This window comes from Lachnospira multipara ATCC 19207 (assembly GCF_000424105.1).
Taxonomy (GTDB): Bacteria; Bacillota; Clostridia; order Lachnospirales; family Lachnospiraceae; genus Lachnospira; species Lachnospira multipara.
Genome location: NZ_AUJG01000007.1, coordinates 55,742 through 80,700, shown reverse-complemented (window position 1 = coordinate 80,700; position 24,959 = coordinate 55,742). Strand labels below are relative to the sequence as shown.

The window sequence follows — 24,959 nt, the reverse complement described above, 5'->3', positions numbered from 1 at the left end:
TATAACGTGAAATTTTATATGAAAGATATATTTTTAAATTAAGGAGAGTTATATGAAGAAAGAGGCGAATGCTACTTTAAAGATTGTGCCTTTAGGTGGTTTGGAACAAATTGGTATGAATATAACTGCGTTTTGCTATGAAGATAGTATTATCGTAGTGGATTGTGGACTTAAATTTCCAGATGATGATATGTTAGGTGTAGATTTAGTTATCCCTGACGTAACATTTTTAAAGGATAATATTGATAAGGTAAAGGGTTTTGTAATCACTCATGGTCATGAAGATCATATTGGTGCTATTCCATACATTTTAAAGGATATTAAGGTTCCTGTTTATGGTACAAAGCTTACAATTGCTTTAATTGAGTCAAAGCTTAAGGAACACAACATGATGAAGGAAGTTAAGAGAAAGGTTGTAAAGTACGGCCAGTCTATTTCTCTTGGAGACTTTAGAGTTGAATTTATTAGAACTAATCATAGTATCGCTGATGCAGCAGCACTTGCTATTTATTCACCAGCAGGTACTGTAGTTCATACAGGTGATTTCAAGGTAGATTATACACCAGTTGATGGAGATCCAATTGATTTACCTAGACTTGGCGAAATTGGTAAGAAGGGTGTACTTGCACTTATGTGTGATTCTACTAATGCCATTAGACCAGGTTTTACAATGTCAGAGCGTACAGTAGGTGCAACTTTTGATAAGATTTTTGCTGATAATAAGAATTCAAGAATTATCATTGCTACATTTGCATCAAATGTAGATAGAGTTCAGCAAATTATTAATACTGCGATTAAGTACGACCGTAAGGTTTGTGTTGAGGGACGTAGTATGGTAAATATTATTGAAGTCGCTCAAGACCTTGAATACCTTAAGTTCCCAGAGGGCACAATTATTGAAACAGAAGAAATGAAGAATTATAATCCTGAGCAGATTGTACTTATTACTACAGGTAGCCAGGGTGAATCAATGGCAGCTCTTTCAAGAATGGCAGCTAACATTCACCGTAAGGTTTCTATTATACCTGGTGACTGTGTTGTATTTTCATCAACACCAATTCCTGGTAATGAGAAGTCTGTATCAAAGGTTATTAATGAATTAGGAATGAAGGGCGCTAAGGTAATCTTCCAGGATACTCACGTTTCGGGACATGCCTGTCAGGAAGAAATCAAGCTTATTTATTCTTTAGTACGTCCTAAGTATTCAATTCCAGTCCATGGTGAATATCGCCACTTAATCGCTCAGAAAGAGCTTGTTATGGGACTTGGATATGATAAGCAGGATGTAATTATTGCTAAGTCTGGTGATATTATTGAATTATCAGAAAAGGAAGCTAAGATTGTTGGTAAGGCACCAGTTGGTGAAGTTATGGTTGATGGTCTTGGCGTTGGTGATATTGGTAATATCGTACTTCGTGATAGACAGAACTTAGCTGAGAACGGTATTATTATTGTAGTATTAACATTTGAGAGAAACTCAGGTCAGTTAATTGCTGGACCAGATATTGTTTCAAGAGGTTTCGTTTATGTACGTGGAGCTGAGGAATTACTTGATGAGGCAAGACTTATTGTTGAAGATTCAGTTCAGAAGTGTATTGATAATAGAATCTCTGACTGGGGCAAGATAAAGAATATTATTAAGGATGACTTATCAGAATTCTTATGGAAGAAAATGAAGAGAAATCCTTTAATTCTTCCAATTATTATGGAAGCTAATTTATAATTCAGACTTAAATAGGCGGCTAGATAAAAGGCCGCCTATTTTTAAAAGAAATCATTTAGGGAAAGTTAGTAGCAATTAGGTTTAAGTATTAATAGAGGTGAGAGACTATGACAGGGGATAAACTTGAAACACTAAAAAAGGAACTAACACAGACTATACTTGAAAGTGATGAGTATAAGGAGTACAAGCGCTTAGAGGCTATTATTAATAGAAACCCAGATTTAAGAAGAAGCGTGGACGAATTTAGAAGAAGAACATTTGAGATAGTTAATAATGATGATATTGAAGATGTCTATACAGCTATGCTAAATCTTAATATTGAGTTTGATAATATGAGAAGACAGGATATAGTTAATAGATATCTAACAGCAGAAATATGTTTTAGTAGCTTAGTAAAAGACATTGTAAAGTCTATTGTTGAGCCAATTGATATGGAACTTGATTTTTTGCGTTAAAACCCTTATTATAGCAAGTGATGGTAAAAAATGGAGGATTTCATGAGCAATAAAAATATTAGACTTATAATAGCAGTGTCAGTTAACGTAATAGTAATTCTTATTGGCGTTTTAATCATCTATAGAGTAGGAACTTATGCTTATACATTAGGCAATAACATATTTAATGAGGTTGCAGTAGATGATAGTTCTAATGCAAGATCTGTAGAAGTTACTATAACATCATCTATGTCTGCTAAGCAGGTTGCTAAATTATTCTACGAAAAGGGCTTAGTAGCTAAGGAGAAGCTTTTTTATTATCAGATTATAGCTTCAGATTATAATGGAGATTGGCTTGATGGAACATATACTCTAACAACAGATATGCTCCCAACAGATATGTTAAAGGCAATCTCAACTGCAACTACAAGCAGTAATTAGTGTGCAATTAATAATCAATTATGAATTTAATTTAGAAAGAGGATTATTTATGATAGTCAACGAAAGAATTGTGGCTTATATTAATTCTCTTGATTGTGGTAATTCAGATATTGTTAATACAATTGAAAAAGAAGCGATTGAAACAGGTGTTCCAATCATAAGGAAAGAGATGGGGAATTTACTTAAGGTCTTGCTTTCATTAAAGCAGCCCTTACGTATCTTAGAAGTAGGTACGGCAGTAGGTTACTCATCTATTCTTATGAGTGAGAATATGCCAGAGAATTGTCATATTACTACAATTGAGAATTATGAGAAAAGAATTCCAATAGCTAAGGAAAATTTTAAAAGGGCTAAAAAAGAAGATAAGATAACTTTAATTGAAGGCGATGCCACTCTAGTTTTAAAAGAATTAGAGGGAAGTTATGATTTTATTTTCATGGATGCGGCAAAGGGGCAGTATATTAACTTCCTCGATGACATTTTAAGGTTACTTAGTCCAGGAGGTCTACTAATTTCAGATAATATCCTACAGGAAGGCGAAATTGTAGAATCTCACTTTACAGTGGCAAGAAGAGATAAGACTATACATACAAGAATGAGAGAGTATGTCTATACCCTAACTCATCACAAAGACTTAATTACATCCATTGTTCCAATTGGCGATGGAATTACATTAAGCGTAAAAAGAAGCTAGGACTAGTATTACAGATATTAGTTAGATGTACTAGTTATATAAGAAAGGATTTATATGAGAAACAGAGTTTATAATGGTAGAAAGCTTGAATTACTTATTCCAGCTAGCAGTTTAGAAGTACTAAAGATTGCAGTTCTTTACGGAGCTGATGCAGTTTATATTGGTGGTGAAGCTTTTGGTCTTAGAGCTAATGCTAAAAACTTCTCTCCAGAGGATATGAGAGAGGGTATTAAGTTTGCCCATGAAAGAGATGTTAAGGTTTATGTCACAGCTAACATCTTAGCTCATAACTATGATTTAGAGGGCGCAAGACAGTATTTTGAAGAGCTTAAGGAAATTGGTCCTGATGCTTTAATTATTTCTGATCCTGGTATGTTTTCAATTGCTAAGGAAGTATGTCCTGAAATAGATATTCATATCTCAACTCAGGCTAACAACACTAACTATTTAACATACAATTTCTGGTGGAAGCAGGGAGCAACAAGAGTTGTATCTGCTAGAGAATTAAGCCTTGCAGAAATTAAGGAAATTAGAGAGCATATTCCAGAGGAAATGGAAATCGAGAGCTTTATGCATGGTGCTATGTGTATTTCATATTCAGGTAGATGCTTACTTTCTAACTATATGGCAGGAAGAGATGCTAACAGAGGTGCATGTACTCATCCATGCAGATGGAAGTATTCAATCGTTGAAGAAAACAGACCTGGTGAATATATGCCAGTATTTGAAAATGAAAGAGGAACATACATTTTCAACTCTAAGGATCTTAACATGATTGAACATATTCCAGAGATGGTAAGCTCAGGTATTGATTCCTTTAAGATTGAAGGTCGTATGAAGACTGCTCTTTATGTAGCAACAGTTGCAAGAACATACAGCCTTGCAATTGATGATTTCTTAGAAGACCCTAAGAAGTATGAAGCTAGAATTCCATTCTATAAAGAAGAAATTGGAAAATGTACATACAGACAGTTCACAACAGGCTTCTTCTTTAATAAGCCGACAGAAGAAACTCAGATTTATGATAGCAACACTTATGTTACAGAATATAAGTATCTTGGTATTGTAGGTAAGAAGAATAGCGAAGGCCTTTATAATATTGAACAGCGTAATAAGTTCTCTGTAGGTGAAACAATTGAGGTTATGAGACCTAACGGAGATAACATTCCTGTAGTAGTTAAAAGAATTGTTGATGAATTTGGACATGATATGGAAAGCTGTCCACATCCAAAGCAGCAGTTATTCATTGATTTAGGAATTGAGCTTAATGAGTTTGATATTTTAAGAAGAAAAGAAGGAAATAAAGAAATTGCGTAACATAATGTTCCTTACTTGTAGTAGAATAGCTAGTGAATACATTTATGAAGGAAGGTTTACTTATGTCGAAGGTAGAAACAATTAAAGAGAGATTGGCTTCTGTTAGAGAAACTATGGCTAAGACAGGGGTTGATATTTATCTCGTATTAACAAATGATTATCATATCTCTGAATATTCAGGAGATTACTTTAAGGAAAGAGAGTTTATAACTGGATTTACAGGTTCAGCAGGAACAGCTGTCATTTTAAAGAATGAAGCAAAGTTATTTACAGATGGTAGATATTATGTTCAGGCTGCAAAGGAAATCGAGGGTACAGGCTTTGAACTTATGAAGGATGGTTCTGCAGGTGTACCAACTTTATCAGAATATGTAGCTTCTAAGTTGGAAGAGGGTATGTGTCTAGGTTTTGATGGTAGAACAGTAGATGCAAGATTAGGTTTTAAATTAGCTGATATTGTAAAGGTTAAGAAGGCAACTCTTAATCTTTCCTTTGATGCTATAGCAGATATTTTTACTGATAGAGCAGCATTTCCAGAAAGCAAGGCTTTTTATCTTGACGAGAAATATTGTGGAACAACAATTAGTGAGAAATTAGAAATGGTTAGAGAAATCCTTAAGAAGGTTAATGCAGATTCTAATATTATTGCAAGCCTTGATGATGTTTGTTGGTTATTTAATATTAGAGGTAATGATGTTTGGTGTAATCCAGTAATTATGTCTTATGCTTACGTAAGTTTAGATAAGGCAATTCTTTATACTGATGGCGATAGATTTAATGAGGAAATCTTAGCTAAGTTTAAGGAAGCTAATGTAGAAATTCGTCCATATGAGGCAGTTTATACAGATGCAGCTAATATTTCAGGCCGATTAATTGTAGACCCTAAGAGAGTTAATATGCGACTTTATAACATTTGCATGGATAATGAAAACTTAAATTGTTTACTTTTAGAGAACCCTACAGTTTTACTTAAGTCTATTAAGAATGAAACAGAGATTAAGAACTTAAAAGAGATTCATCTTGAAGATGGTGCAGCTCTTACAAAGTTTATCTTCTGGACTAAGAAGCAGGTAAGAGAAGGAAAGCAGATTACTGAGGCAGATGCAGCCGAGTATCTTGATTCTTTAAGAGCTAAGATTAGTGATTATATTGAACTTAGCTTTGATACAATTTCAGCTACAGGTCCTAATGGTGCTATGATGCATTATCATGCAACTAAGGACAATGCTGATATTTTAAAACCAGAAGGTATGTTACTTGTAGATTCTGGTGGACAGTATTTAAGAGGTACAACAGATGTTACAAGAACTTTTGCCCTTGGTCCTGTAACAGATGAAATGAAGAAGTGCTTTACTCTTACACTTAAGGGAATGCTAAATCTTGCTAATGCTAGATTCCTACAGGGATGTAATGGCTTTAGTTTAGATATTCTAGCTCGTGGTCCATTATGGGATGAAGGTATTGATTATAGATGTGGAACAGGTCATGGAGTTGGATATTTACTTAATGTTCACGAATCTCCTAACGGCTTTAGATGGAGGCATATTCCTGGAGTTAATGATTTAGCAGTTCTTGAGCCTGGTATGGTTACTTCTGATGAACCAGGTGTATATGAAGAAGGCAAGTTTGGTATTAGAATTGAGAATGAAATTGTATGCAAGAAGGATTACGAGAACGAATATGGTACTTTCTTAAGCTTTGATATGCTTACAATGGCACCTATTGATTTAGAGCTTGTTGATCCTAAATATTTAGAAGCAGTTGATATTAAGCGTCTTAATGCTTATCATGAGGAAGTTTATAATAACTTAAAGGACTTCTTTACTGGAGAAGAATTAGAAGAGCTTAAGGCGGCAACGAAAGCGATTTAATTATGAAAGAATTTATTAGTAAGAAAAGAGAGAATAAAGACTTAAAGGAAATGAAAAGAGTGGTACCTGGAAAGGTAATTGCTTTAGTATTTATTGCACTAATAGCTGTAGTTATGATTATTGGATTTATTATTTATAATAATAGATTTGATGTTAGAGATTACATATCTGTTAGTTATGTGGGAGCAAATGATTATGCAAGCCCAGAATTTAGCCTAGATAAAGAAGGTCTTAAAAATGCCCTTATAGGAGATAAGACAGATGCTAATGTATTATCTGCAATTAATAGTTTAGTTAATTCCATTGAGGTTAGCTCAGAGGCCACAGATCTATCAAATGGGGACAAGATTGAGGTTTATATAAACTATGACAGTTCCTATGAAGATGCTGCTGGGGTTAAATTAAATCTTACAAAGTATAGTCTTAGGGTAGATGGAATATCTTCCGGCACTAAGATATCTTTATTTGATAATATTGAAGTCACATTTCAGGGCATAAGTCCAGAGGCTACTGTTTTAATTACTAATAATGCTAGTGACGAATATTTACAAAGCTTAACATTTACAGCAGATAAAACTACTAACATTTCCTTTGGTGATACAGTTATAGTAAGCTGTGATCAAAACTATGAAGATATAGCAAGACATGGATATTTAGTAGATAGCTTAGAAGCTAGTTATACAGCTGATAAGCTAGGAGAATATATCAATGGCGTTGAAGATATTGATATTAGTGTAATTAATGAAATTGTAGAAGAAGCTAAGAGTGCTATTACTACAGAGACTAATGATACAACCTTTAGAATGCTTTATAAGGCCAGTGGAAACAAGGACTATTTAAAGCAGGCTAATACTGAAACAGCCACAGATATTACTCTTGTTTCAAAGTATTTGTTAGCTAATGGAACTAATGGCAGCGATTACAATAATGTAATAATACTTTTATTTAGCGCTAAGATTTCAAATCAAGAGTCTAGCGAAACGGTTTATTTTGCATTTTCATATTACAACAGTTACATAAGCGTTGATAATCAGTTTGACGTAGTTAGAAATTTATCTACTGAGAATTACGAAGTAAGCACAAATCTTGATTCCTTGGTTAATAGCCTTATTAATTCACAAAAGGAAAGATATACGGTTTATGAGTTAAGCAATTAATAATTAGAAATCATATTAAAATATTATATTAGAAACACTTCTAGGGATTATCCTAAATTAGGATTTTCTTTGGAAGTGTTTTTTATTATTTTAAGGTTTTGACTGCCAGCTTTAGCCCATGCTTTCTTGACTTTACTAGGCTTCAATGCTATGCTTTAATTAAAAGTTTGGTAGAATTCAATATAACAATAATCTATATTTTTCATATGGAGGCTGCTAATGAATTATAGAAAAAAAGTAAAGTTAGGCAGTTTATTAGTGTCTAAAAATGTAATTAGCAATGAGCAGTTAGACTCAGCCCTAAAGGAACAAAGGCAGAGAGGTTTAATGCTAGGTGAGACCATTGTGGCCCTTGGTTTTGCTAGTCAAAGCCAGATAAATGAGGCTTTGTGTGAAAGTCTAGGCATTGAATTTGTAGATATGAGAGCTGTAGAGGTGCCAGAAGAGATACTAAATCTTTTAGATGATACATTTATGAGAAAGAATCTTTTAGTGCCCCTAGGCTTTAGACAGGATGAGGGTGGCAGCTTAAAGGTTGCCATGGCAGATCCAACTAATATTTATGCCATGGATGATGTAAATATTATTACAGGTAAGCAGGTTATTCCTTATCTTGCAGATGGCAATGCCATTAAGGCCTTTCTTGATAGAGTTATTAGTTCTAAGGAAGCTCAAAATATTATTGATAAATATAAAAAAGAGCAGGAAAATGCCATTAGTAAGGAAGAAGAGGATAGGGAAAGAGACAGACAGGCAAATATTGAGTCTGCCCCTATTGTTGTGCTTATAAATAACCTAATTGAGGCAGCAGTTAGAAACAGAGCCTCAGATATTCATATTGAACCCTTTAAGGATAATATAAGGGTTAGATATAGAATTGATGGTAGTTTAAGGGAAGTATTAAGCTATGAGTCTAGTTTATATGGTGCCATTATTACTAGAATTAAGATTATTTCTGGTATGGATATTTCTGAAAAAAGAAAGCCTCAAGATGGCAGAATCACTATAAATGTAGATGATAAGGAATACGATATTAGAGTTTCAGGCCTTCCAACTATTTATGGAGAAAAGTTTGTAATGAGAATTGCAGCGAAGGAAGGCTTTAATAAAGAGGCTTCAGAACTTGGATTTTCTGAGCGTGACCTAAAGGTTTTTAATGACATTTTAAAAAATCCTCATGGAATCATCCTAGTAACAGGCCCTACAGGTTCAGGTAAGTCTACTACCCTTTATACAGCCCTTTCAAGTTTGAATAAAAAGGACGTAAATATTATTACTGTTGAGGATCCAGTAGAGGCAAATATTGATGGGGTAAATCAGGTGCAGGTAAATACAAAAGCAAATTTAACTTTTGCCAATGCCCTAAGATCAATCCTAAGACAGGATCCAGATATAATTATGATTGGTGAAATTAGAGATTCAGAAACTGCTCAGATTGCAGTTAGAGCCTCTATTACAGGACATTTAGTAGTATCAACTATTCATACAAATTCCACCGCTGCAACAGTGGCAAGACTTATTGATATGGGAGTTGAAAACTATATGATTGCAGATTCTGTGGTGGGAATTATTGCCCAAAGACTAGTAAGAAAGCTATGTAGCTGTAAACAAGAGCGACAAGCAACAGATTCTGAGAAAAAGATTCTAGGAAAGTCCTTAGAAGAGGATGTAAAAATCTATGAGCCCGTAGGCTGTAAACTTTGTAATGGCACAGGCTATTATGGCCGAACAGCTATTTATGAGATTATGAAGATTACACCTGCTATAAAGAAGCTTATTATTGAAAATGCAGGCGCAGACAGGATTTTAGAAGAGGCCAGAAAAGAAGGCATGCTAAGCTTAAAAGATTCTGCAAGTCTTTCAGTGCTTGAGGGGGTAAGCTCTATGGCAGAAATGATTAAGGCAACTTATGAGACAGAGGATTATTAAATTTTAGAGGTGGATTATGGTTACTGTTGAACAGTTACTTATGCTTGCTAAGGAGAAAAAGGCTTCTGATGTACATATAACAGTAGGTCTTCCTCCCAAGGTAAGAATTAATGGAGAGTTAGTAAATCTTGATTATCCAAGACTTTCCCCTGAGGATTGTCAAAAGTTAATTGAGGAAATAATGGATGATAGGCAGTGGGAGATTTTTAAAGAGGAAGGCGAGGCGGATTTCTCTTTCTCAATTCCAAGAGTAGGTCGTTTTAGAGTAAATGTATATAGGCAGAGAGGCTCTGTTGCTTGTTCAATGCGTATTGTGGGTACTGAAATTCCAAAGCCAGAAAAGCTTGGTCTACCTAGGTCTGTAATAGATTTATATGATAAAAAAAGAGGCCTTGTACTAGTTACTGGTCCTACAGGTTCAGGTAAATCAACAACTCTTGCATCTATTATTGATAAGATAAATGATGAGAGAAATGCCCATGTTATTACCCTAGAAGACCCGATTGAATATTTGCATAGTCATAGAAAGGCTATGATTAATCAGAGGGAAATTGGCATTGATACAGCAAATTACGCCAAGGCCCTACGTGCTGCCCTAAGAGAAGATCCAGATGTAATACTTGTTGGAGAAATGAGAGATCTAGAGACAATTTCAACAGCTATAACTGCCGCTGAAACAGGTCATTTAGTATTCTCAACTCTTCATACCATTGGAGCCGCAGCAACCATTGATAGAATTATAGATGTATTTCCACCACATCAACAACAGCAAATAAGAATTCAGCTAGCAGTAGTTTTAGAGGCTGTTATATCTCAACAATTAGTGCCAACTCTTGATAAGCTAGGACGAGTGGCAGCTTTTGAGGTAATGCATGCAAACATTGCCATTAAAAATCTAATTAGAGAAGGCAAGACCCATCAAATTGAGGGCATTATGCAAACCTATAAAAAGGATGGCATGATTACCATGGATGATGCCTTATTTGACCTTTATATTAGGGGAGAAATAAGTGCTGAATCGGCCCTTAGTTTTTCACAGGATATGGCCTATTTAGACAGGAAAATAAATAACTTATATTAGTATTTATAGTTGTTTAAATTGTTGAATGGGAGCAATACATTTGCTATAATGAGTATAGGTAAGGATAAGTTTGCGTGGAGCATGACAAGTGAATATGAGAGGTGAGTATGGAGACATATTTATATCAAGCCATAACCTTAGAGGGTATAGAAAAGAAAGGTTCTATAAAAGCGGAGAATGAAAGAGAGGCACAATTAAGGATTAGAGAAACTGGATTAATTCCTATTTCCGTATCAAGACAGAATTTTCTTAATAAAGATATAGAGCTTTCATTCTTAAAGGGGAAAGTTAAACAAAGGGATATGGCGGTTTTTTGCCGACAGTTTTCTAGCATTATAAAAGCTGGAATATCTATTGTTAGCGCACTTGAGATGTTAGAGGAACAAACAGAGGACTCTAGTTTAAAAGAGGGAATTAAAAGAGCTAGAGCAGGGGTAGAAAAGGGCGAGTCACTTGCAGACGCCCTAAGAGAAGATAAGATTTTTCCAAGTATTCTAATTGAAATGATTAAGGCTGGTGAGAGTTCAGGCAGCCTAGAAAAGTCTCTTGATAGAATGGCGATTCAATTTGAAAAAGAGGCAAAACTAAAGGGAATTATAAAAAAGGCAATGATGTATCCTATTGTTTTATTAATCGTAATGATAGGCATTTTAGTGGTTATGCTAACCTTTGTAATTCCAAACTTTGTGACCATGTTTGAAGACTTAAATACAAGCCTTCCAACTTCCACAAAGTTAATCATAGGGCTTAGTGATTTATTTAGAAACTATTGGTTACTATTAGTTGTATTGGTAGCCTTTCTCATATTTTTATACAAAATCTATAAAGCTAGTGATGGTGGTAGACACAAAATAGACGGGCTTAAATTAAAGCTTCCAATCTTTGGAAAGTTAGCTGTTAAAACCGCATGTGCTTCCATTTCAAGAACACTTGCAACCCTTATACAATCAGGCATGCCACTGATTTCGGCCCTAGATATAACGGCCCAGACCATGCCAAACATTCACTATAAGGATGCATTAATAAAAATGAAGGGCGGAGTAGCACTAGGTATTCCCCTTTCATCACAAATGAAAACAATGGATATTTTTCCAGCTATGCTAACACATATGGTGGGCATAGGAGAGCAGACGGGTAACATGGAGGAAATGCTTTCTAATAGTGCAAATTACTACGAGGAAGAGGTTGAAATTACAACCACAAGTCTTACAGCATTATTAGAACCAGTTATTATAATTATCATGGCGCTTTTAGTAATACTACTAATTGCAGCAATTTATCAGCCAATGATTCAATTATATAATAGCATTTAGAAAGTGATGATAGCATCGCAACAAAGAACAAGTGTGTTATAAACTTAGGAGTTAAGTTTATATAAAAACTAAAAAAGGAGAACGAAAATGGTTAGATCACAGAAAAAGTTAGGAAACAAGGGTTTTTCATTGGTTGAATTAATAGTAGTTATTGCTATTATGGTTGTTTTAGTTGGCGTTCTAGCACCTACACTTTTAAGAAGTGTGGAAAGATCTAGAGAATCAACAGATTTACAGACACTTGATTCAATCAGAGAAGCAGTTATGGTGGCAACGTCAGATGAAGCAATTGAAAATGAAGTTGCAGATGGTGCCATTATTGACCTAGGCTCAGGGGATAGCGCAGATTTAGAGGGAACAAGTTTATCTAATTATTCTTCACTTCAGCAGGAACTTCAGGCAACACTTACATCAAGCATTACAATGAAGTCATCAAAGGCAAAGTCAGGCAATATCTATATTGTTATTGCAGATAATGGCTCAGTATGTGTAATGGTTGCAACAACAGCACCTACATCAACAACACAGTTACCAGCAGATACTGATGCAGTAGCTTGTGCTAGAGTTACAGACGCATACTTTATTGTAAAGTAGAGTAAAGGACTTAATTAAAATGCAACAAGAAATTTACCTGTATATAATAATTTTTATTTACGGCTTAGTAATTGGCAGTTTCATAAATGTATTAATTTATCGACTACCAAAGAAAGAAGATATTATAATTAAAGCTTCAAGTTGCACTAATTGTGGCCATAGATTACAGTGGTACGACCTCGTACCACTGTTAAGCTACATTAGTTTACGAGGCCGTTGTAGATATTGTGGCAAAAAAATAAGCCTACAGTATCCAATTATCGAATTAGTTAATGCTTTATTATACTTAGTTATATTTTTAAGATTTGGATTTGGAATTTATGGAGTTTTAGTTAGTTTATTTAGCTCCATTTTACTTGCAATAGCAGTTATAGATTTTAAAAGCTATATTATTTATGATGGCTTAAATATAGCCTTATTAGTTATAGCCATTATTAACGCAATTATAAGCATAAATTTAGCTGATAAATTTTTAGGCTTTATAGGAGTTAGTGGCGTTATGTATTTACTAGTTGTAATTTTTAGACATTTTAAAAACATAGACGTCTTTGGAGGAGGAGATATAAAGCTTATGGCAGCCGCAGGACTTTTCTTAGGACTAAAAGAAACAGTTCTGGCTTTTTTTATTGCATGTATTTTAGGAAGTGTAATACATACTATTAGAATGAAACTGACAAATGAAGGACATATATTGGCTTTTGGACCTTATTTATGTTTAGGAATATATTTTTCTATTCTATTTGGAAAGGAAATAGTAGCCGCCTATTTAGGCCTATTTATATAAGGAGGGCATATGGCATTTGTGAAAGTTAAAGGAAAACTAATTAGTGCAGTCCTAAATAATGAATTCATAAAGATGATGGAGGTATCACTAGTAGGTAAGCAAATCCATGTTTATAGAGCTGTGACCATTGAAACACCTAAGGACTGCGTAAATGATGGCATATTAACTGATCTTGATAAAATAGCTAAGGCTATGCAAAATGCCATGCTTGAAAAGGGCTTTGAATCTAGTAATATCTGCTTTTCTGTAAGCTCTACAAAGATTGCTACAAAAGAAATTGTTATTCCCAATTTGCCAAACACTAAGATTGCAAAACTTGTAGAGGCAAATGCATCTGAATATTTTCCAGTAAATATTAGTGATTACATAGTTGAATATTCTATAGTAGATAGATTTAATGAGGATGGGGCTAGTAAGTTAAAACTTATGCTTGCAGCCCTTAATTTGGATACGGCAAAAAGCTATTATGAGCTTGCTAAAAAGCTTGGCCTTAATTTATCTTACATAGATTATACAGGTAACTCTGCCTATCAGTTAGTTAAACACCAGATTAATAGCGATTGTAATTTAGTTGTGGAGATTGAAAATGATGGCACCGTAGTTAACATTTTCAAAAATAATGTCCTAAAATTACAAAGAATAGTTCCTTATGGAAAGTCCCTTTTAGTGGACGCAGTTATGGAAGAATTTGACCTAACCTATGAGGCAGCCCTACTTAAACTGCAAAATGAAGAACTGCTTCAAAGTGAATTTGATGGGGATGCAATTACAGAATCTTTACGCTATTTAATTGGAAATATTAATAGAATCATGGATTATTACACCTCAAGAAATAAGGGTGATGAAATTGCAAAGGCCTATGTTTTAGGTAATGCTATTACTATTAAGGGCTTTAACGAGCTTTTATCTAATGAGATTAAAAAGGAAGTTACAAATCTTGTGGATTTAAATAATGTAATCTGTGATAAGAAGACAGCTTTTGAAAAAAGAAGACTTAATTCTTATTTGAATAACCTAGGTGCTTTAATTGAACCAGTAAATTTTATTCCAAAAGATATTGAAAAAGAAGTAGTATTAAGGGGGGAATTAAAGCCTTTTAAGTTAATCTTAGGACTATCAATTATTGTGACGGCGGTTTTGATTATATATCCTCTAACAAAGAATTTCTATCTTGTACAAAAGGAGAAAAATCTTAATAAGTCCATAAGTCAAAAGAGTGAAATAAGTGAAATTGTAAATGAATATTATGATGCTAAGGATGCCTATCTTGATGCTAAGGCCTTTAAGAATTTGACAGTTAGTAGCGATGATGAATTAGAAAAGCTAGTTAGCATTTTAGAAAAAAATTTACCAGCAGATGTTGTTATAAAAAATATGACTGTATCTAATGGCTATGTAACTATATCAGCAACAGCAAGTTCAAAGCTATCTATTGCTGCAATGATTACACAACTAACTAATACTTCTGGTATTAGTAATGTGGAATTGCCAAGCATACAGGAAAGTAAAAATAGCTTAGAGACAATAGTACTTTCCTTTAGTGTTAGCTTTAACTTTAGCGACCTTAGTGATGAGTCTTAGATAGAGGGGTGGTTATATGAGTAATTTTTTTAAAAATCTTTTTAAGAAGTTAAATATTAGCACCGAAGTTTCAACTAGAGATAAAAAATTATTGTTATTGCTTTGTTCTTTTCTACTAATTATTGCCGCCTATTATCTTGTATTTACTAGGGTGGATGCAAAAAATGAAAAGCATGAGGTAGAAATTGTAAAGCTTGAAAAGCAAGTAAAGGACCTAGAAGAGAAGACAAAAAATAAGGATAAGTATTTAGAAGACACCAAGGATTACACAAGCAAAACAGAAGAAATACTATCAAATTATTCCTCAGGCAGCAGTAAAGCTTATATCATAAATTTTCTAAACACAGTAGAGTCAAGCACCGGAGTATGGATTAAATCTGCCGCCTTTGAAACAGCTAATCCAATTTATACCTTTGGTATATTAAATAGCTCAAATCCCGCAAGTACAACTAGTTATGAAACAGATATGGTGGGCTATAGTAACAGCCTATCTATTGCCTATGAGGCAGATTATAATAAATGGAAAAATTTTATTAGCTATGTAAATAGCTATTTTAGTAAGAATACAATAGATAATATATCTTCTTCCTATGATGCTTCCTCTAATATCGTGTCAGGCACCATGACTATTAGTATGTATTATATTACAAGCACTGATAGGGAGTTTAAGGAATCCACTTATGATTTTATAAGAGGAAAAGACAATTTATTTATGGAAAATGTAGACACAACACAGTCAGTTACAGTTAGTGATTAGTAAGGTGGTCCTATGGATAAAAGAAAAGGAAATGAAGGATTTTCTTTAGTAGAGGTTTTAATAAGTATAGCTATATTAGTTATTGTAACTCTGCCAATTTTATCTATTTTTACAAATGCTGCAAAGACTAATTCAAAAGCTCGTCGCACTGAAAATGCCAACACTGCAGCAAATAATATTATTGAAGAGATAAAAAATGTATCAGTTTCTAATTTAGAAATTGAAGATCTAAATTATAGCTACCAAAAGGAGAGCAATCAAAGCTTTGAAGATGAGCAGGGAGTGCTCAAATTTTTGGTGTCTAATAATGATAAAGATAGCTATACAGGAATTGATGGGGAAGACTTTATAATAGAGGCAACGCTTGATCCTAGTTATTATAATGACAACTTTACAAATGGAGAGTCTAATAGCAAGAATAATGTCAATAGCTTCGGCCTTTCTAGCTATGCAAGTCTAGATAAGGAAAAGAATATTATTTACACAGACGATGCCATAAATGAAGAGGCCGCCACCTACTTTTTAGAATCCACAGGAGACCTTTATGACAAATCTTGTATAAAAAAGACATCTGTTATTGATGTTAGTATAACTAAAGATAGAACAAGTTCTGATTTTGTCTCTTATATTCAAAAACTAGATGTGACAATTTCCTATTCCTACATAGACGAGGCTAGACCTGACCTTAATATTGCTGACTATATTAGAGAGTTTAATTATGCAACGAAACTAATTACAGCCTCTAATTTAGATACAAAACTAGAGCCAGATTTATCAGAAGATGATTATGACTACATAATTTCTTCTTCTAGTGATTACGAGAATAATGCCAACAAGATATACATTTTCTATAGCATCTTTGATGATTATTATGCAGATGAAAATGTATCTATAGTTGATGGACAAAAAAAGCAGTATGCAAAGGATGAAATCACCATAAATTATTCCTATGATACTAGCTTTAATAAAAAGGTAGCCTTTTTAAATTTAGACCTACTTTTTATAGAGCAGGAAAAGCAAGAGGATGAAGGCTATGTAGTGCTTAGTAATGATAAAGTAACTTGTAATTATTATAGTGATGCCAATAAAAGCTTGAGGGAAAATTCAAGTCAAAAGGAAGTATCAAAAGACTTAGTGGTGTCCATTTTTTCCAATGTTGAAAACTGGGCCTTATCCATTGAAAATGGCATAAAAAGTCCTGGCAAAAACTACATCTATAGGCTTATTGTAAAGGTCTATTATAGAAGTAGAGAAGAAGAGAATTTACTTACAACTATTGTTAGCACAAAGATAGAATAGAGGAAATCCTATGAAGATTTTTAATAGAAAAAAATCAAAAATAAATTTAAAAATGAATAAAGCAGGTTCGACTCTTATTATTGTGCTAATTATGTGCTCTTTTATTCTTATTTTAGCAAGCTCAGTAACCTCTGTAGTTATGCTAAATCTTCGCATGAAAAAGACTAAGCTTAATTCTAAATCTAGTTTCTACAGCTCAGAAGAGGCTGTAGATGAGATTTATTTAAGCCTTTCAAAGACTGCCATGGAAAGCTTTAATATGGCCTATATTGATGAATTAAGGCGCTATTCAGATAATCTAAATCAAGCAAGAACCGATGCAAGCTTTACTAATGCAAGTGCTAATTCCCTTTTTAGAAAAAACTATACAATAAGACTCCTAGAAAAGCTTGGCATAATCACTGAAGCTAACAGGGATAGTTATCTATCTGACATATACCTTTCAGGTAATAGCTTTGATACCCTTTTTGGAGAATTTGATGTAGATAAAAAGGAAAATTTAATTGAGACACTAAAGTCTTATCTTGAGACTAATACAGAAGGAAAGCTTGATGTTAAGGACATTTTAAGCCTTAGTCTTACTAAGGAAAATGAAACGCTAACAGATTTTTCAGGCCTTAATGTAAGTCTTGATAATTACACTTTGAAAATAAAAGACATAACTATTAGCTATATGACAAGTGCTGGTTATTATTCAGATATAACTATTGATCTTGATATTAGCTTTCCATCAGAGCTTCTTGACCTTGTGGATACTAATTTAATTGCCACAACTAATTTTTCAAAATACGCTCTTATTGGAAACACAGGCATTATAAACACTGGTAGCACTAATCTCTATGCAAGTGCTTATGGTGGTGGCGAAACTGGAATTACAGTAGATAATAATGCTAGCCTAAATTTTAGAGGCGGGGAGAATTCTAATTTAATTTCCGGGTCTGACATAAATATTAAGGGGGGCAGTTTTAATCTGCTTTCTGGAAGGCTCTGGGGGGGAAACATTTTCACAAAAAATAACCCTTCAAGCCTTACAATTGCAAGCAATGCCAGCGCCTATCTAAAGGATGATTTGCAGCTAGAAGCAGATAAATCTACTGCCACAATTAATGGAAACCTCTATGGCTACGGCTATGTGACGGCTAACGGGGCTAGTCACCTTTACTCAAGCTCCATGATAATTAACAGTAATGAGAGCAATATTTATATTAATGCCAATGCAAATGTATTGCTATCTGGCAATGCCTATATTGGATATAACGGCTTAGAAAGCCCCTATGCTACTGGCTTTTCCTATGCAGGCTATGGCAATCAGGAAAGCTATCTAGTGCCTTCTAGATACATTTCCGCTAAAGTAAATCCGGTGCCACTAATTACTGCCACAGACTACAACACTGCAGGAAACACAGGTGTCATAAACTATAAGGGTAAGGAAACTACAATTACTATTGATGAGTCATTCTTTGCCTACGCCTTTCTTAATAGTGATAAGCCCTACGAACTTAAGTTAATTTCAAACGGAGATTCTACTGGCAGCGCCTATTATTATCTTAATTTTAAAAATGCAGCTCTAAAGGCAGTTTATGCAAAACTAATTGAGTCTGATGAGGCCTTTGAGGCCTTTAAGGAAAATAGTAGTTATTATCAGGGCTTAAGCAATAGCAAAAAGGAAGAGTATGAGGAGATTAGAGATGCCCTACATGATAGTCTAAGGGTTAATGCTTCCTCTACAGCTAGCAATATTTATCTTAGCGATTATGCTAATATGACTGCCCTTTCAGATAGCATTTATGATAGTTATCTAAGGGCGGTTAATACAGGCTCTACAACTATAGATTTTAACTATGATGCTTACCTTGCTAAATATAATAATTACTCCATAAGATATAACATTTTACATAAGATCTTGCTTCCAATAGAGGATGTGGATACTAGACTGCTTACAAGTGCAGATATTGGCAGCGAAGAGGTTATGGATGTTGCGGCCTATAGCGACAACGTTTTCAATAATTTTATATCTAGTGAGGGCTTTAGAAAATATATTCAAAACCGAGCAGTAGCGGCGCACAACTACGGTGTTATATCAGAGGATGACTATATGCTTGTTGCCATTGATAATGAGGGCGCTAGTAAAAATGCTGTAATTGTGGATTCTAGTCTAGCTAATTCAAGCTACAGCCAGGGTAAATTAAAAATGTCAAAGGGCATAATAATTGCCTCAGGAGATGTAACTGTAAGATCTGATTTTACTGGGCTTATTATGGCTAAGGGCACAATTAGACTTGAGGGAAATGTAAATATTTACCCTCTAACTGAAAGCCAGATTATGAATATGATTGAAGCAGATGATGGTGTTACAAATGGGGCTGGAAACGGTCTTTATCCTTTTAAGTCGATTTTCCTTTATGGCTATGAAGCAGAGGATGAGGACAGCCTAAATAGCACAGACCTTGAATATACGGATTTAGTTGAGATAAAGAATTGGAGAAATTAATGAAAAAAATGGACATGAAAGGCTTTAGTTTAATTGAATTACTAATAACGCTTGCCATAATGCTTGTGGTAATATCAGGCAGCGCTATCCTTATGTCCACTTTAGTCAATGCCAATGAGCAAAGGGCAGTAAATTCCCTAAAATCAGAGGTGGAGATGCTTAGAAGCAACACCCTTTCAATTGATAATTCCTACTATATAGAAATTACTAATAAAGAGGGAATAATCTATATAAATAGCTATAAAAATGGTGATTTAATGGATTCTACTAAGCTAGGCTCTAGGATATCTCTTTCTATAAGCTTTACAGAAGGGGATACAAGCACAGGCCTTGCCCTATCAAAGGGCACTAGTCTCTTTATTGAATTTGACAAATCAAAAGGTTCTGTTAAAAGCCTAAATTATGGAGGAAGTGCAGTTAATTCAACTGAGGATGTCAATGGAAGTAGCGTTTATTACATAACTTTTACAGGGGGAACTAATCTAATAGAGAATAGCTTTATAAACTTTAATATAAAGGGCAGAAAAACAAAGTCTTTGCTACTTTATTTAAAGACAGGAATCTTTAAGGAATAGGTGGAACTATGAAGGAAAACGAAAAGTCAAAAATTACACAAAATAATAAAGGCTTTAGTTTTGTAGAACTTATCATTGCCCTTGCAATTTCAAGCATTGTATTATTTGCCCTAGGTGTTTTTGTAAGCCAAAGCGTAAGGTCTTATAGAAGGTCAACAGTTAATGCAAAGCTTGAGACTAAGCTAGATAATGCCATGGCCTTTGGGGAGAGTTGCGTACTAAACGCTAGCTCTATAAGGCTTTTTAAAGTTGGAGATTTAGTTTATCTACTAAGCTATGATAGTGACAACAATCAAGTAGGCCTTAAGTATGAAAATGAGACTCTGTATTACATTTTCAATCAAGAGGAAAGTTTTATAGCAGGAAACATTAGCGACTTTAGTGTAAAGCTAAATAAGGACATGATAAGCCTAACAAGAAAAGATTCTAATAGCTTTAATCTAGATTATGTCTCAGATTATCCAATGCTTGATATAACTATTAGCTCAAAGCTATCGGGCCAGGAAAGGACCATAAATAAGAGCTTTAGCACTAGAAATAGCTGTAAGGATAAGCTTTATTTAGGGGAGGGAAATAGTGAGTCTAGTATAGATTTTGTAAAGCTTAGTACTAGTGAAAATCAAGTAATTCCTACTAGCTTAGTTGATAGTTTTATAAATCAGTAAACAGGAGTGCATATGAATAAGGAATTTAAAAAGGATTTGTATAAAATAGCCCTTTTATTAGTTGTTATTTTTTGCATTTCGCTTCTAGCAATCTTAAAGGGAAATAAATCAAGTACGGTGGCAGCAGATACTGTTAGCTACCCTATTAGAGTGCTTGAAATTGAGCCAAGTGGTGCAAGCAAATATAACAATTATTCATCGGCTAAGCAGATCCTTAAATGGTTTGGTTTTAAGGTAAAGAATATAAAGTCTAGTAATTACAAAAATTATGTAACCATAGATAGCATTGCCTCAAACGGTTTTATTGGCATGAACTCTGATATTGTAAATGACTATGATTTAGTAATTATAGGAGATTATAATCCTAAAGGTTATCTTGCAAGCGGCGCCCTTCAGGGTAATGGAAACTACTCGCCAGCAGGTAAATTTTTAAAGATGAATTTATCCATAGAATCCACAGGAGAGACGGTTTATGCTGCCTTTAGTGGCAATGACTTTACCCTTAAAAGCCTTAATAAATTGATGAATTTTATAGACAATGGTAAGCCCCTAGTTTTAGCTAATTCCATTTATAATGCCATTAATGAAAAGACCTCAACTAATAGTAGTAATTACAGCGTAAATGTCTATAAATTAGCCCCTTATTATTTAGAAAAAAATGGACATAATACCTCTAATATATTTGATGAGACGAAGAATATTTCTCTTAACTATATTAGTCATCCAGAAATAAGTCTAGATGATGATTTTAAGGCAGATTATGACAGTAATAAGATAATTAATTCAAAAAAAGTTTTAGCTTCTTCCCTTTCTAGTTTTGAAATTTATGGACAAATTGGAACTACTAGTGAGAGCTATGACCTTGATATTTATATTGATAAAAACGGCGATGGTATATTTTCAGAAATAGCAGGTGAGGAGTATGAGCTTTACTATTCTTCAACTCGTTCAACAGATAGTAAAATTACCACGGATAATAAGGGTAACTTTAGAGTAAGTCTTGCCCTTCCAACAGAGCTTAGAGGCTATGTTGGAATTAAGCTGGTGGCTACAAATAAGACCGGAGGCTCTTGTCAGGATACAGGCTGTATTATTGTTTCAGAAGAGGATGTAAGCGAAGTTAAGGTATTACAAATTGTTCCTCTTGATGATGTAACCACAGGAAATTTCTTACTTGAAGATGAAGCTTTTATGGAAAGATTTGATGCCATTTCAGATTTGGTTGGAATTGATTTATCCATTGATAGTGTCTCAGTTAATGACTTTGTTAGCTGGTATGATGGGGTTGATTATGAAATGAATGGGCTGGATATCTATGATGAGTCCAAGAATAAATTGTATAAATACGACATGCTAGTCATAGGCTTTTACGATAACTTTAACCGTGAGGATATTGAAAGTGAAAGTGCTCTAAATAATATTGAGGACTTTATAAATTCCGGCCGTGCAGTGTTATTTAGCCACGATAATTTTATTTACTCCGCCTATTCAGATGTTAATTATGAAAATGTAAGAGTTCTAGATATGTCGTCTGCTAAGAAATCTAATATTGATACCTCCTTTTATTTAACCTCAAGGTTTAGAAATATGGCAGGTATGGATAGATACGGGGTTTCTGATAAGTCGGTTACAAGTGTAGCAGGGGCTAATAAAGCCACGGTTTTTGATGATAATTATCAGGGCTATACTAATTTAAATATTATGAGAAGAGGCACAGATAATGGGAATCCTTTTAAGATATATACTAATATTTCCGATGAGATAAATAAAAGTGTTCTAACCACTACTAATGTAAGGCAGCTAAATAAAGGTCAGGTTACAGAATACCCTTATGGAATTGATGAGAGTATTACAGTTTCAAAGACCCACTCCCAGTGGTTTGTGGTGGATTTAGAGGCAACAAATTCAAAGCTAATTGATTCTTCAAAGGATGTAGTGGTTTGGTATGCTCTCTACTCTTCAGATACGGGCTCTTATTACCACCTATCAGGAGTTGACGCCCTTAATAATTACTACATTTACTCTAAAGGAAATATTACTTATTCCGGCTGTGGTCACTCAGAGGTTACAAAGGATGCAGAACTTAAGCTTTTTGTTAATACTGTAGTTAAGGCCATAAAGTCTGGTAATTCTACACCTAGGATTTCAAGCACTACAGGAATTAAGACGGGCTCTAATTCCTACGAGCAGGCAATTAGATCAAATGATCTTTCTTACTTATCAGACCTTACTACAACCACTAACTATTTAAGATTTACAGTAACAGATATTGATATGGGTATTTCAAATGGTGCCTATTCCTATGGAAGAGCCTTCTGGGATGTGGACGGAGATGGAAGCTTTACAGAAGGAGTGGATGTGATATTAGAAGAATATGAGGGAGACAATTGCCTCAGAAATAAAGTGGAAAATGTACTGGATTTACGAGATTATCTAAATCTAACAAATAGTGAAGGAATAACCCTTTATGATAGTTTAACTAGGGGAGATTTAGTAATTACAATCTATGCAGAGGATGTTAATAAAACTAGGGGAACTACAAGCTTTAGTCTTGCAAGAAGGGATTTATTTGACTTAGATTAGAATTTATGATAGTCTAGGAAAGTCTTTTAGCTAGAATCTAGCAAAATTCCAATTAACAAAACAAAACTAAAGCAAAAAGTAATTAACAAAAGAATCAAAAGAAAGGACATTAGATGTATAGTTGTATTAAATCGGCCTCTGTTTACGGACTTGAAGCTATTTTAGTGGAAGTGGAAACAGATGTATCAGATGGTCTACCAGATTTTAACATGAGTGGTTTACTAAGTAGTGAAGTAAAGGAAGCTAAGGAAAGAATCAAGGTAGCAATTAAAAATTCAAATTTTAAACTTCTACCCCAAAGAGTAGTAGTAAACATATCTCCTGCAGATATTAGAAAGGATGGAACGGGCTTTGACCTGCCTATTGCACTTGGCTTACTTGCGGCAAATAATCTAATAACTAATGAATCTTTAGGAGAGTATTTCTGCATTGGAGAGCTTGGCCTTGATGGTAGTATAAAAGGGGTTAAGGGAATTTTGCCTTGCGTATTAATGGCTCAAAAAGCTGGCATTAAAAATGTAATTATTCCAAAAGCTAACAAAGAAGAGGCCCTAATTGTAGAAGATATAAATGTAATTACCGTATCTAATCTAAAGGAATGTGTAAATATAATTAATGGTAAATTAGAGCCTTCAAGTCTTAATTTTGATAGTCTAGACACATTTTCAAAATCCCCAATTATAGAAGAAAAGGATATAAAGACCCCGGATTTTAGTGATGTCAGGGGGCAAAATAGCGCTAAAAGAGCCACAATGATTGCAGTAGCCGGGATGCACAACATCATGTATATGGGGCCTCCAGGCAGTGGAAAAACCATGCTTGCAAGTAGAATTCCCTATATTATGCCAGATATGACAAAAGAGGAAAGGCTTGAGGTCACTAAGATTGAAAGTGTGGCAGGAATACTAAAGGAGGGCAGTGGTCTTGTAAAAAAACGACCTTTTAGAAATCCTTATCATAACATCACCTTGAATGCCTTAATGGGAGGTGGCGCTTTTGCTAAACCTGGGGAAATCACCTTAGCAAGTAAGGGGGTTTTATTTCTTGATGAAATCACAGAGTTTAATTCTAATGTTATTGAAAGTCTTAGAAGTCCTATTGAGGATAGAAAGGTTAAGGTTACAAGACTTAATTATTCTTATGACTACCCTGCAGATTTTATGCTAGTGGCGGCCATGAATCCTTGTAAATGCGGCTATTACCCTGATAGAACTCGATGTAAATGTAGAGAAGTAGACATAAGAAGATATATTGGAAAGATTAGTAATCCAATTTGGGACCGCTTCGACATTTGCATAAAAACTAATGAAATTAAGTTTAAAGATATAGCCTATGAGACGGAGACGGATGAAAATGTGCTCTCAAATAAAAAGATGAAAGAAATGATTTTAAGGGCTAGGAAGGCACAGCTAGAAAGATTTAAAGACACTAATATCAATTTTAATTCCCAGATGAATTCAGAAATGGTAAAGAAATACTGCCAGTTAAAGGATAGGGAAAAGGAGCTTATGGAGCGCTTTTATGAAAAAAAACATTTAACTGCTAGAGCTTATACAAGGATCCTTAAGACGGCTAGAACTATTGCGGATTTAGAAGGGGAGAAGGACATTAACTGGAGTCATATTTCAGAGAGCTTTTCCTATAGAAGGGTTAATGAATAAAAACAAAAG

20 protein-coding genes are annotated in these 24,959 nt (G+C 34.2%); all 20 read left to right on the top strand.

The window, feature by feature from the left end:
- Positions 1-52: 52 nt before the first annotated feature.
- The 20 genes from G600_RS0107450 to G600_RS0107355 all read left to right on the top strand — a co-directional run bounded on the left by G600_RS0107450 (position 53) and on the right by G600_RS0107355 (position 24,950).
- Complete coding sequence (locus tag G600_RS0107450) at positions 53-1,723, top strand: ribonuclease J (RefSeq protein ID WP_027431386.1); 1,671 nt, start codon at positions 53-55, stop codon at positions 1,721-1,723.
- Between the two features lie 107 nt (positions 1,724-1,830).
- Positions 1,831-2,178 (top strand): YlbF family regulator, encoded by a 348-nt coding sequence (locus G600_RS0107445; RefSeq protein WP_027431385.1) that lies wholly within the window; start codon positions 1,831-1,833, stop codon positions 2,176-2,178.
- Positions 2,179-2,220: 42 nt separating this feature from the next.
- Complete coding sequence (locus G600_RS0107440) at positions 2,221-2,598, top strand: hypothetical protein (RefSeq protein ID WP_034245909.1); 378 nt, start codon at positions 2,221-2,223, stop codon at positions 2,596-2,598.
- A gap of 49 nt (positions 2,599-2,647) precedes the next feature.
- The gene (locus G600_RS0107435; RefSeq protein WP_027431383.1) at positions 2,648-3,292 is read left to right on the top strand and encodes an O-methyltransferase; all 645 of its coding nucleotides are present in this window, start codon (positions 2,648-2,650) and stop codon (positions 3,290-3,292) included.
- Positions 3,293-3,346: 54 nt separating this feature from the next.
- The gene (locus G600_RS0107430) at positions 3,347-4,609 is read left to right on the top strand and encodes a peptidase U32 family protein (RefSeq protein ID WP_027431382.1); all 1,263 of its coding nucleotides are present in this window, start codon (positions 3,347-3,349) and stop codon (positions 4,607-4,609) included.
- A gap of 62 nt (positions 4,610-4,671) precedes the next feature.
- Positions 4,672-6,480: an aminopeptidase P family protein gene (locus G600_RS0107425; RefSeq protein WP_027431381.1), complete on the top strand. Its 1,809-nt coding sequence runs from the start codon at positions 4,672-4,674 to the stop codon at positions 6,478-6,480.
- A 2-nt stretch (positions 6,481-6,482) separates the two neighbouring features.
- A complete protein-coding gene (locus G600_RS0107420; RefSeq protein ID WP_027431380.1) occupies positions 6,483-7,637 on the top strand; it encodes a hypothetical protein in 1,155 nt (384 codons plus the stop codon).
- A gap of 219 nt (positions 7,638-7,856) precedes the next feature.
- A complete protein-coding gene (locus tag G600_RS0107415) occupies positions 7,857-9,566 on the top strand; it encodes a GspE/PulE family protein (RefSeq protein ID WP_027431379.1) in 1,710 nt (569 codons plus the stop codon).
- 16 nt (positions 9,567-9,582) lie between these two features.
- Complete coding sequence (locus tag G600_RS0107410; RefSeq protein ID WP_027431378.1) at positions 9,583-10,647, top strand: type IV pilus twitching motility protein PilT; 1,065 nt, start codon at positions 9,583-9,585, stop codon at positions 10,645-10,647.
- A gap of 107 nt (positions 10,648-10,754) precedes the next feature.
- Entirely contained in the window at positions 10,755-11,960 is a 1,206-nt protein-coding gene (locus G600_RS0107405; protein WP_027431377.1) for a type II secretion system F family protein, read from the top strand.
- A gap of 87 nt (positions 11,961-12,047) precedes the next feature.
- On the top strand, positions 12,048-12,554 hold the full coding sequence (locus G600_RS14045) for a type II secretion system protein (protein WP_051195419.1): 507 nt from the start codon (positions 12,048-12,050) through the stop codon (positions 12,552-12,554).
- A gap of 19 nt (positions 12,555-12,573) precedes the next feature.
- Entirely contained in the window at positions 12,574-13,338 is a 765-nt protein-coding gene (locus G600_RS0107395; RefSeq protein WP_027431376.1) for a prepilin peptidase, read from the top strand.
- Between the two features lie 9 nt (positions 13,339-13,347).
- Entirely contained in the window at positions 13,348-14,919 is a 1,572-nt protein-coding gene (gene pilM, locus G600_RS0107390) for a pilus assembly protein PilM (RefSeq protein ID WP_027431375.1), read from the top strand.
- Positions 14,920-14,935: 16 nt separating this feature from the next.
- The gene (locus G600_RS0107385; RefSeq protein WP_027431374.1) at positions 14,936-15,676 is read left to right on the top strand and encodes a hypothetical protein; all 741 of its coding nucleotides are present in this window, start codon (positions 14,936-14,938) and stop codon (positions 15,674-15,676) included.
- Between the two features lie 12 nt (positions 15,677-15,688).
- Positions 15,689-16,975, top strand: a complete 1,287-nt coding sequence (locus G600_RS0107380) for a type II secretion system protein (RefSeq protein WP_027431373.1) — start codon at positions 15,689-15,691, stop codon at positions 16,973-16,975.
- 10 nt (positions 16,976-16,985) lie between these two features.
- Entirely contained in the window at positions 16,986-19,466 is a 2,481-nt protein-coding gene (locus tag G600_RS0107375; RefSeq protein WP_027431372.1) for a hypothetical protein, read from the top strand.
- Entirely contained in the window at positions 19,466-20,041 is a 576-nt protein-coding gene (locus G600_RS0107370; protein WP_027431371.1) for a pilus assembly FimT family protein, read from the top strand. Before G600_RS0107375 ends, G600_RS0107370 begins: the two co-directional genes overlap by 1 nt.
- An 8-nt stretch (positions 20,042-20,049) precedes the next feature.
- On the top strand, positions 20,050-20,706 hold the full coding sequence (locus G600_RS0107365) for a PulJ/GspJ family protein (protein ID WP_027431370.1): 657 nt from the start codon (positions 20,050-20,052) through the stop codon (positions 20,704-20,706).
- A gap of 12 nt (positions 20,707-20,718) precedes the next feature.
- A complete protein-coding gene (locus tag G600_RS0107360) occupies positions 20,719-23,289 on the top strand; it encodes a DUF5057 domain-containing protein (protein WP_027431369.1) in 2,571 nt (856 codons plus the stop codon).
- 113 nt (positions 23,290-23,402) lie between these two features.
- Complete coding sequence (locus G600_RS0107355) at positions 23,403-24,950, top strand: YifB family Mg chelatase-like AAA ATPase (RefSeq protein ID WP_027431368.1); 1,548 nt, start codon at positions 23,403-23,405, stop codon at positions 24,948-24,950.
- Positions 24,951-24,959 lie beyond the last annotated feature (9 nt).

Coding starts and splice junctions, on each gene's coding strand:
- G600_RS0107450 (WP_027431386.1), top strand. CDS start 53: ATGAAGAAAGAGGCGAATGCTACTTTAAAGATTGTGCCTTTAGGTGGT.
- G600_RS0107445 (WP_027431385.1), top strand. CDS start 1,831: ATGACAGGGGATAAACTTGAAACACTAAAAAAGGAACTAACACAGACT.
- G600_RS0107440 (WP_034245909.1), top strand. CDS start 2,221: ATGAGCAATAAAAATATTAGACTTATAATAGCAGTGTCAGTTAACGTA.
- G600_RS0107435 (WP_027431383.1), top strand. CDS start 2,648: ATGATAGTCAACGAAAGAATTGTGGCTTATATTAATTCTCTTGATTGT.
- G600_RS0107430 (WP_027431382.1), top strand. CDS start 3,347: ATGAGAAACAGAGTTTATAATGGTAGAAAGCTTGAATTACTTATTCCA.
- G600_RS0107425 (WP_027431381.1), top strand. CDS start 4,672: ATGTCGAAGGTAGAAACAATTAAAGAGAGATTGGCTTCTGTTAGAGAA.
- G600_RS0107420 (WP_027431380.1), top strand. CDS start 6,483: ATGAAAGAATTTATTAGTAAGAAAAGAGAGAATAAAGACTTAAAGGAA.
- G600_RS0107415 (WP_027431379.1), top strand. CDS start 7,857: ATGAATTATAGAAAAAAAGTAAAGTTAGGCAGTTTATTAGTGTCTAAA.
- G600_RS0107410 (WP_027431378.1), top strand. CDS start 9,583: ATGGTTACTGTTGAACAGTTACTTATGCTTGCTAAGGAGAAAAAGGCT.
- G600_RS0107405 (WP_027431377.1), top strand. CDS start 10,755: ATGGAGACATATTTATATCAAGCCATAACCTTAGAGGGTATAGAAAAG.
- G600_RS14045 (WP_051195419.1), top strand. CDS start 12,048: ATGGTTAGATCACAGAAAAAGTTAGGAAACAAGGGTTTTTCATTGGTT.
- G600_RS0107395 (WP_027431376.1), top strand. CDS start 12,574: ATGCAACAAGAAATTTACCTGTATATAATAATTTTTATTTACGGCTTA.
- pilM (WP_027431375.1), top strand. CDS start 13,348: ATGGCATTTGTGAAAGTTAAAGGAAAACTAATTAGTGCAGTCCTAAAT.
- G600_RS0107385 (WP_027431374.1), top strand. CDS start 14,936: ATGAGTAATTTTTTTAAAAATCTTTTTAAGAAGTTAAATATTAGCACC.
- G600_RS0107380 (WP_027431373.1), top strand. CDS start 15,689: ATGGATAAAAGAAAAGGAAATGAAGGATTTTCTTTAGTAGAGGTTTTA.
- G600_RS0107375 (WP_027431372.1), top strand. CDS start 16,986: ATGAAGATTTTTAATAGAAAAAAATCAAAAATAAATTTAAAAATGAAT.
- G600_RS0107370 (WP_027431371.1), top strand. CDS start 19,466: ATGAAAAAAATGGACATGAAAGGCTTTAGTTTAATTGAATTACTAATA.
- G600_RS0107365 (WP_027431370.1), top strand. CDS start 20,050: ATGAAGGAAAACGAAAAGTCAAAAATTACACAAAATAATAAAGGCTTT.
- G600_RS0107360 (WP_027431369.1), top strand. CDS start 20,719: ATGAATAAGGAATTTAAAAAGGATTTGTATAAAATAGCCCTTTTATTA.
- G600_RS0107355 (WP_027431368.1), top strand. CDS start 23,403: ATGTATAGTTGTATTAAATCGGCCTCTGTTTACGGACTTGAAGCTATT.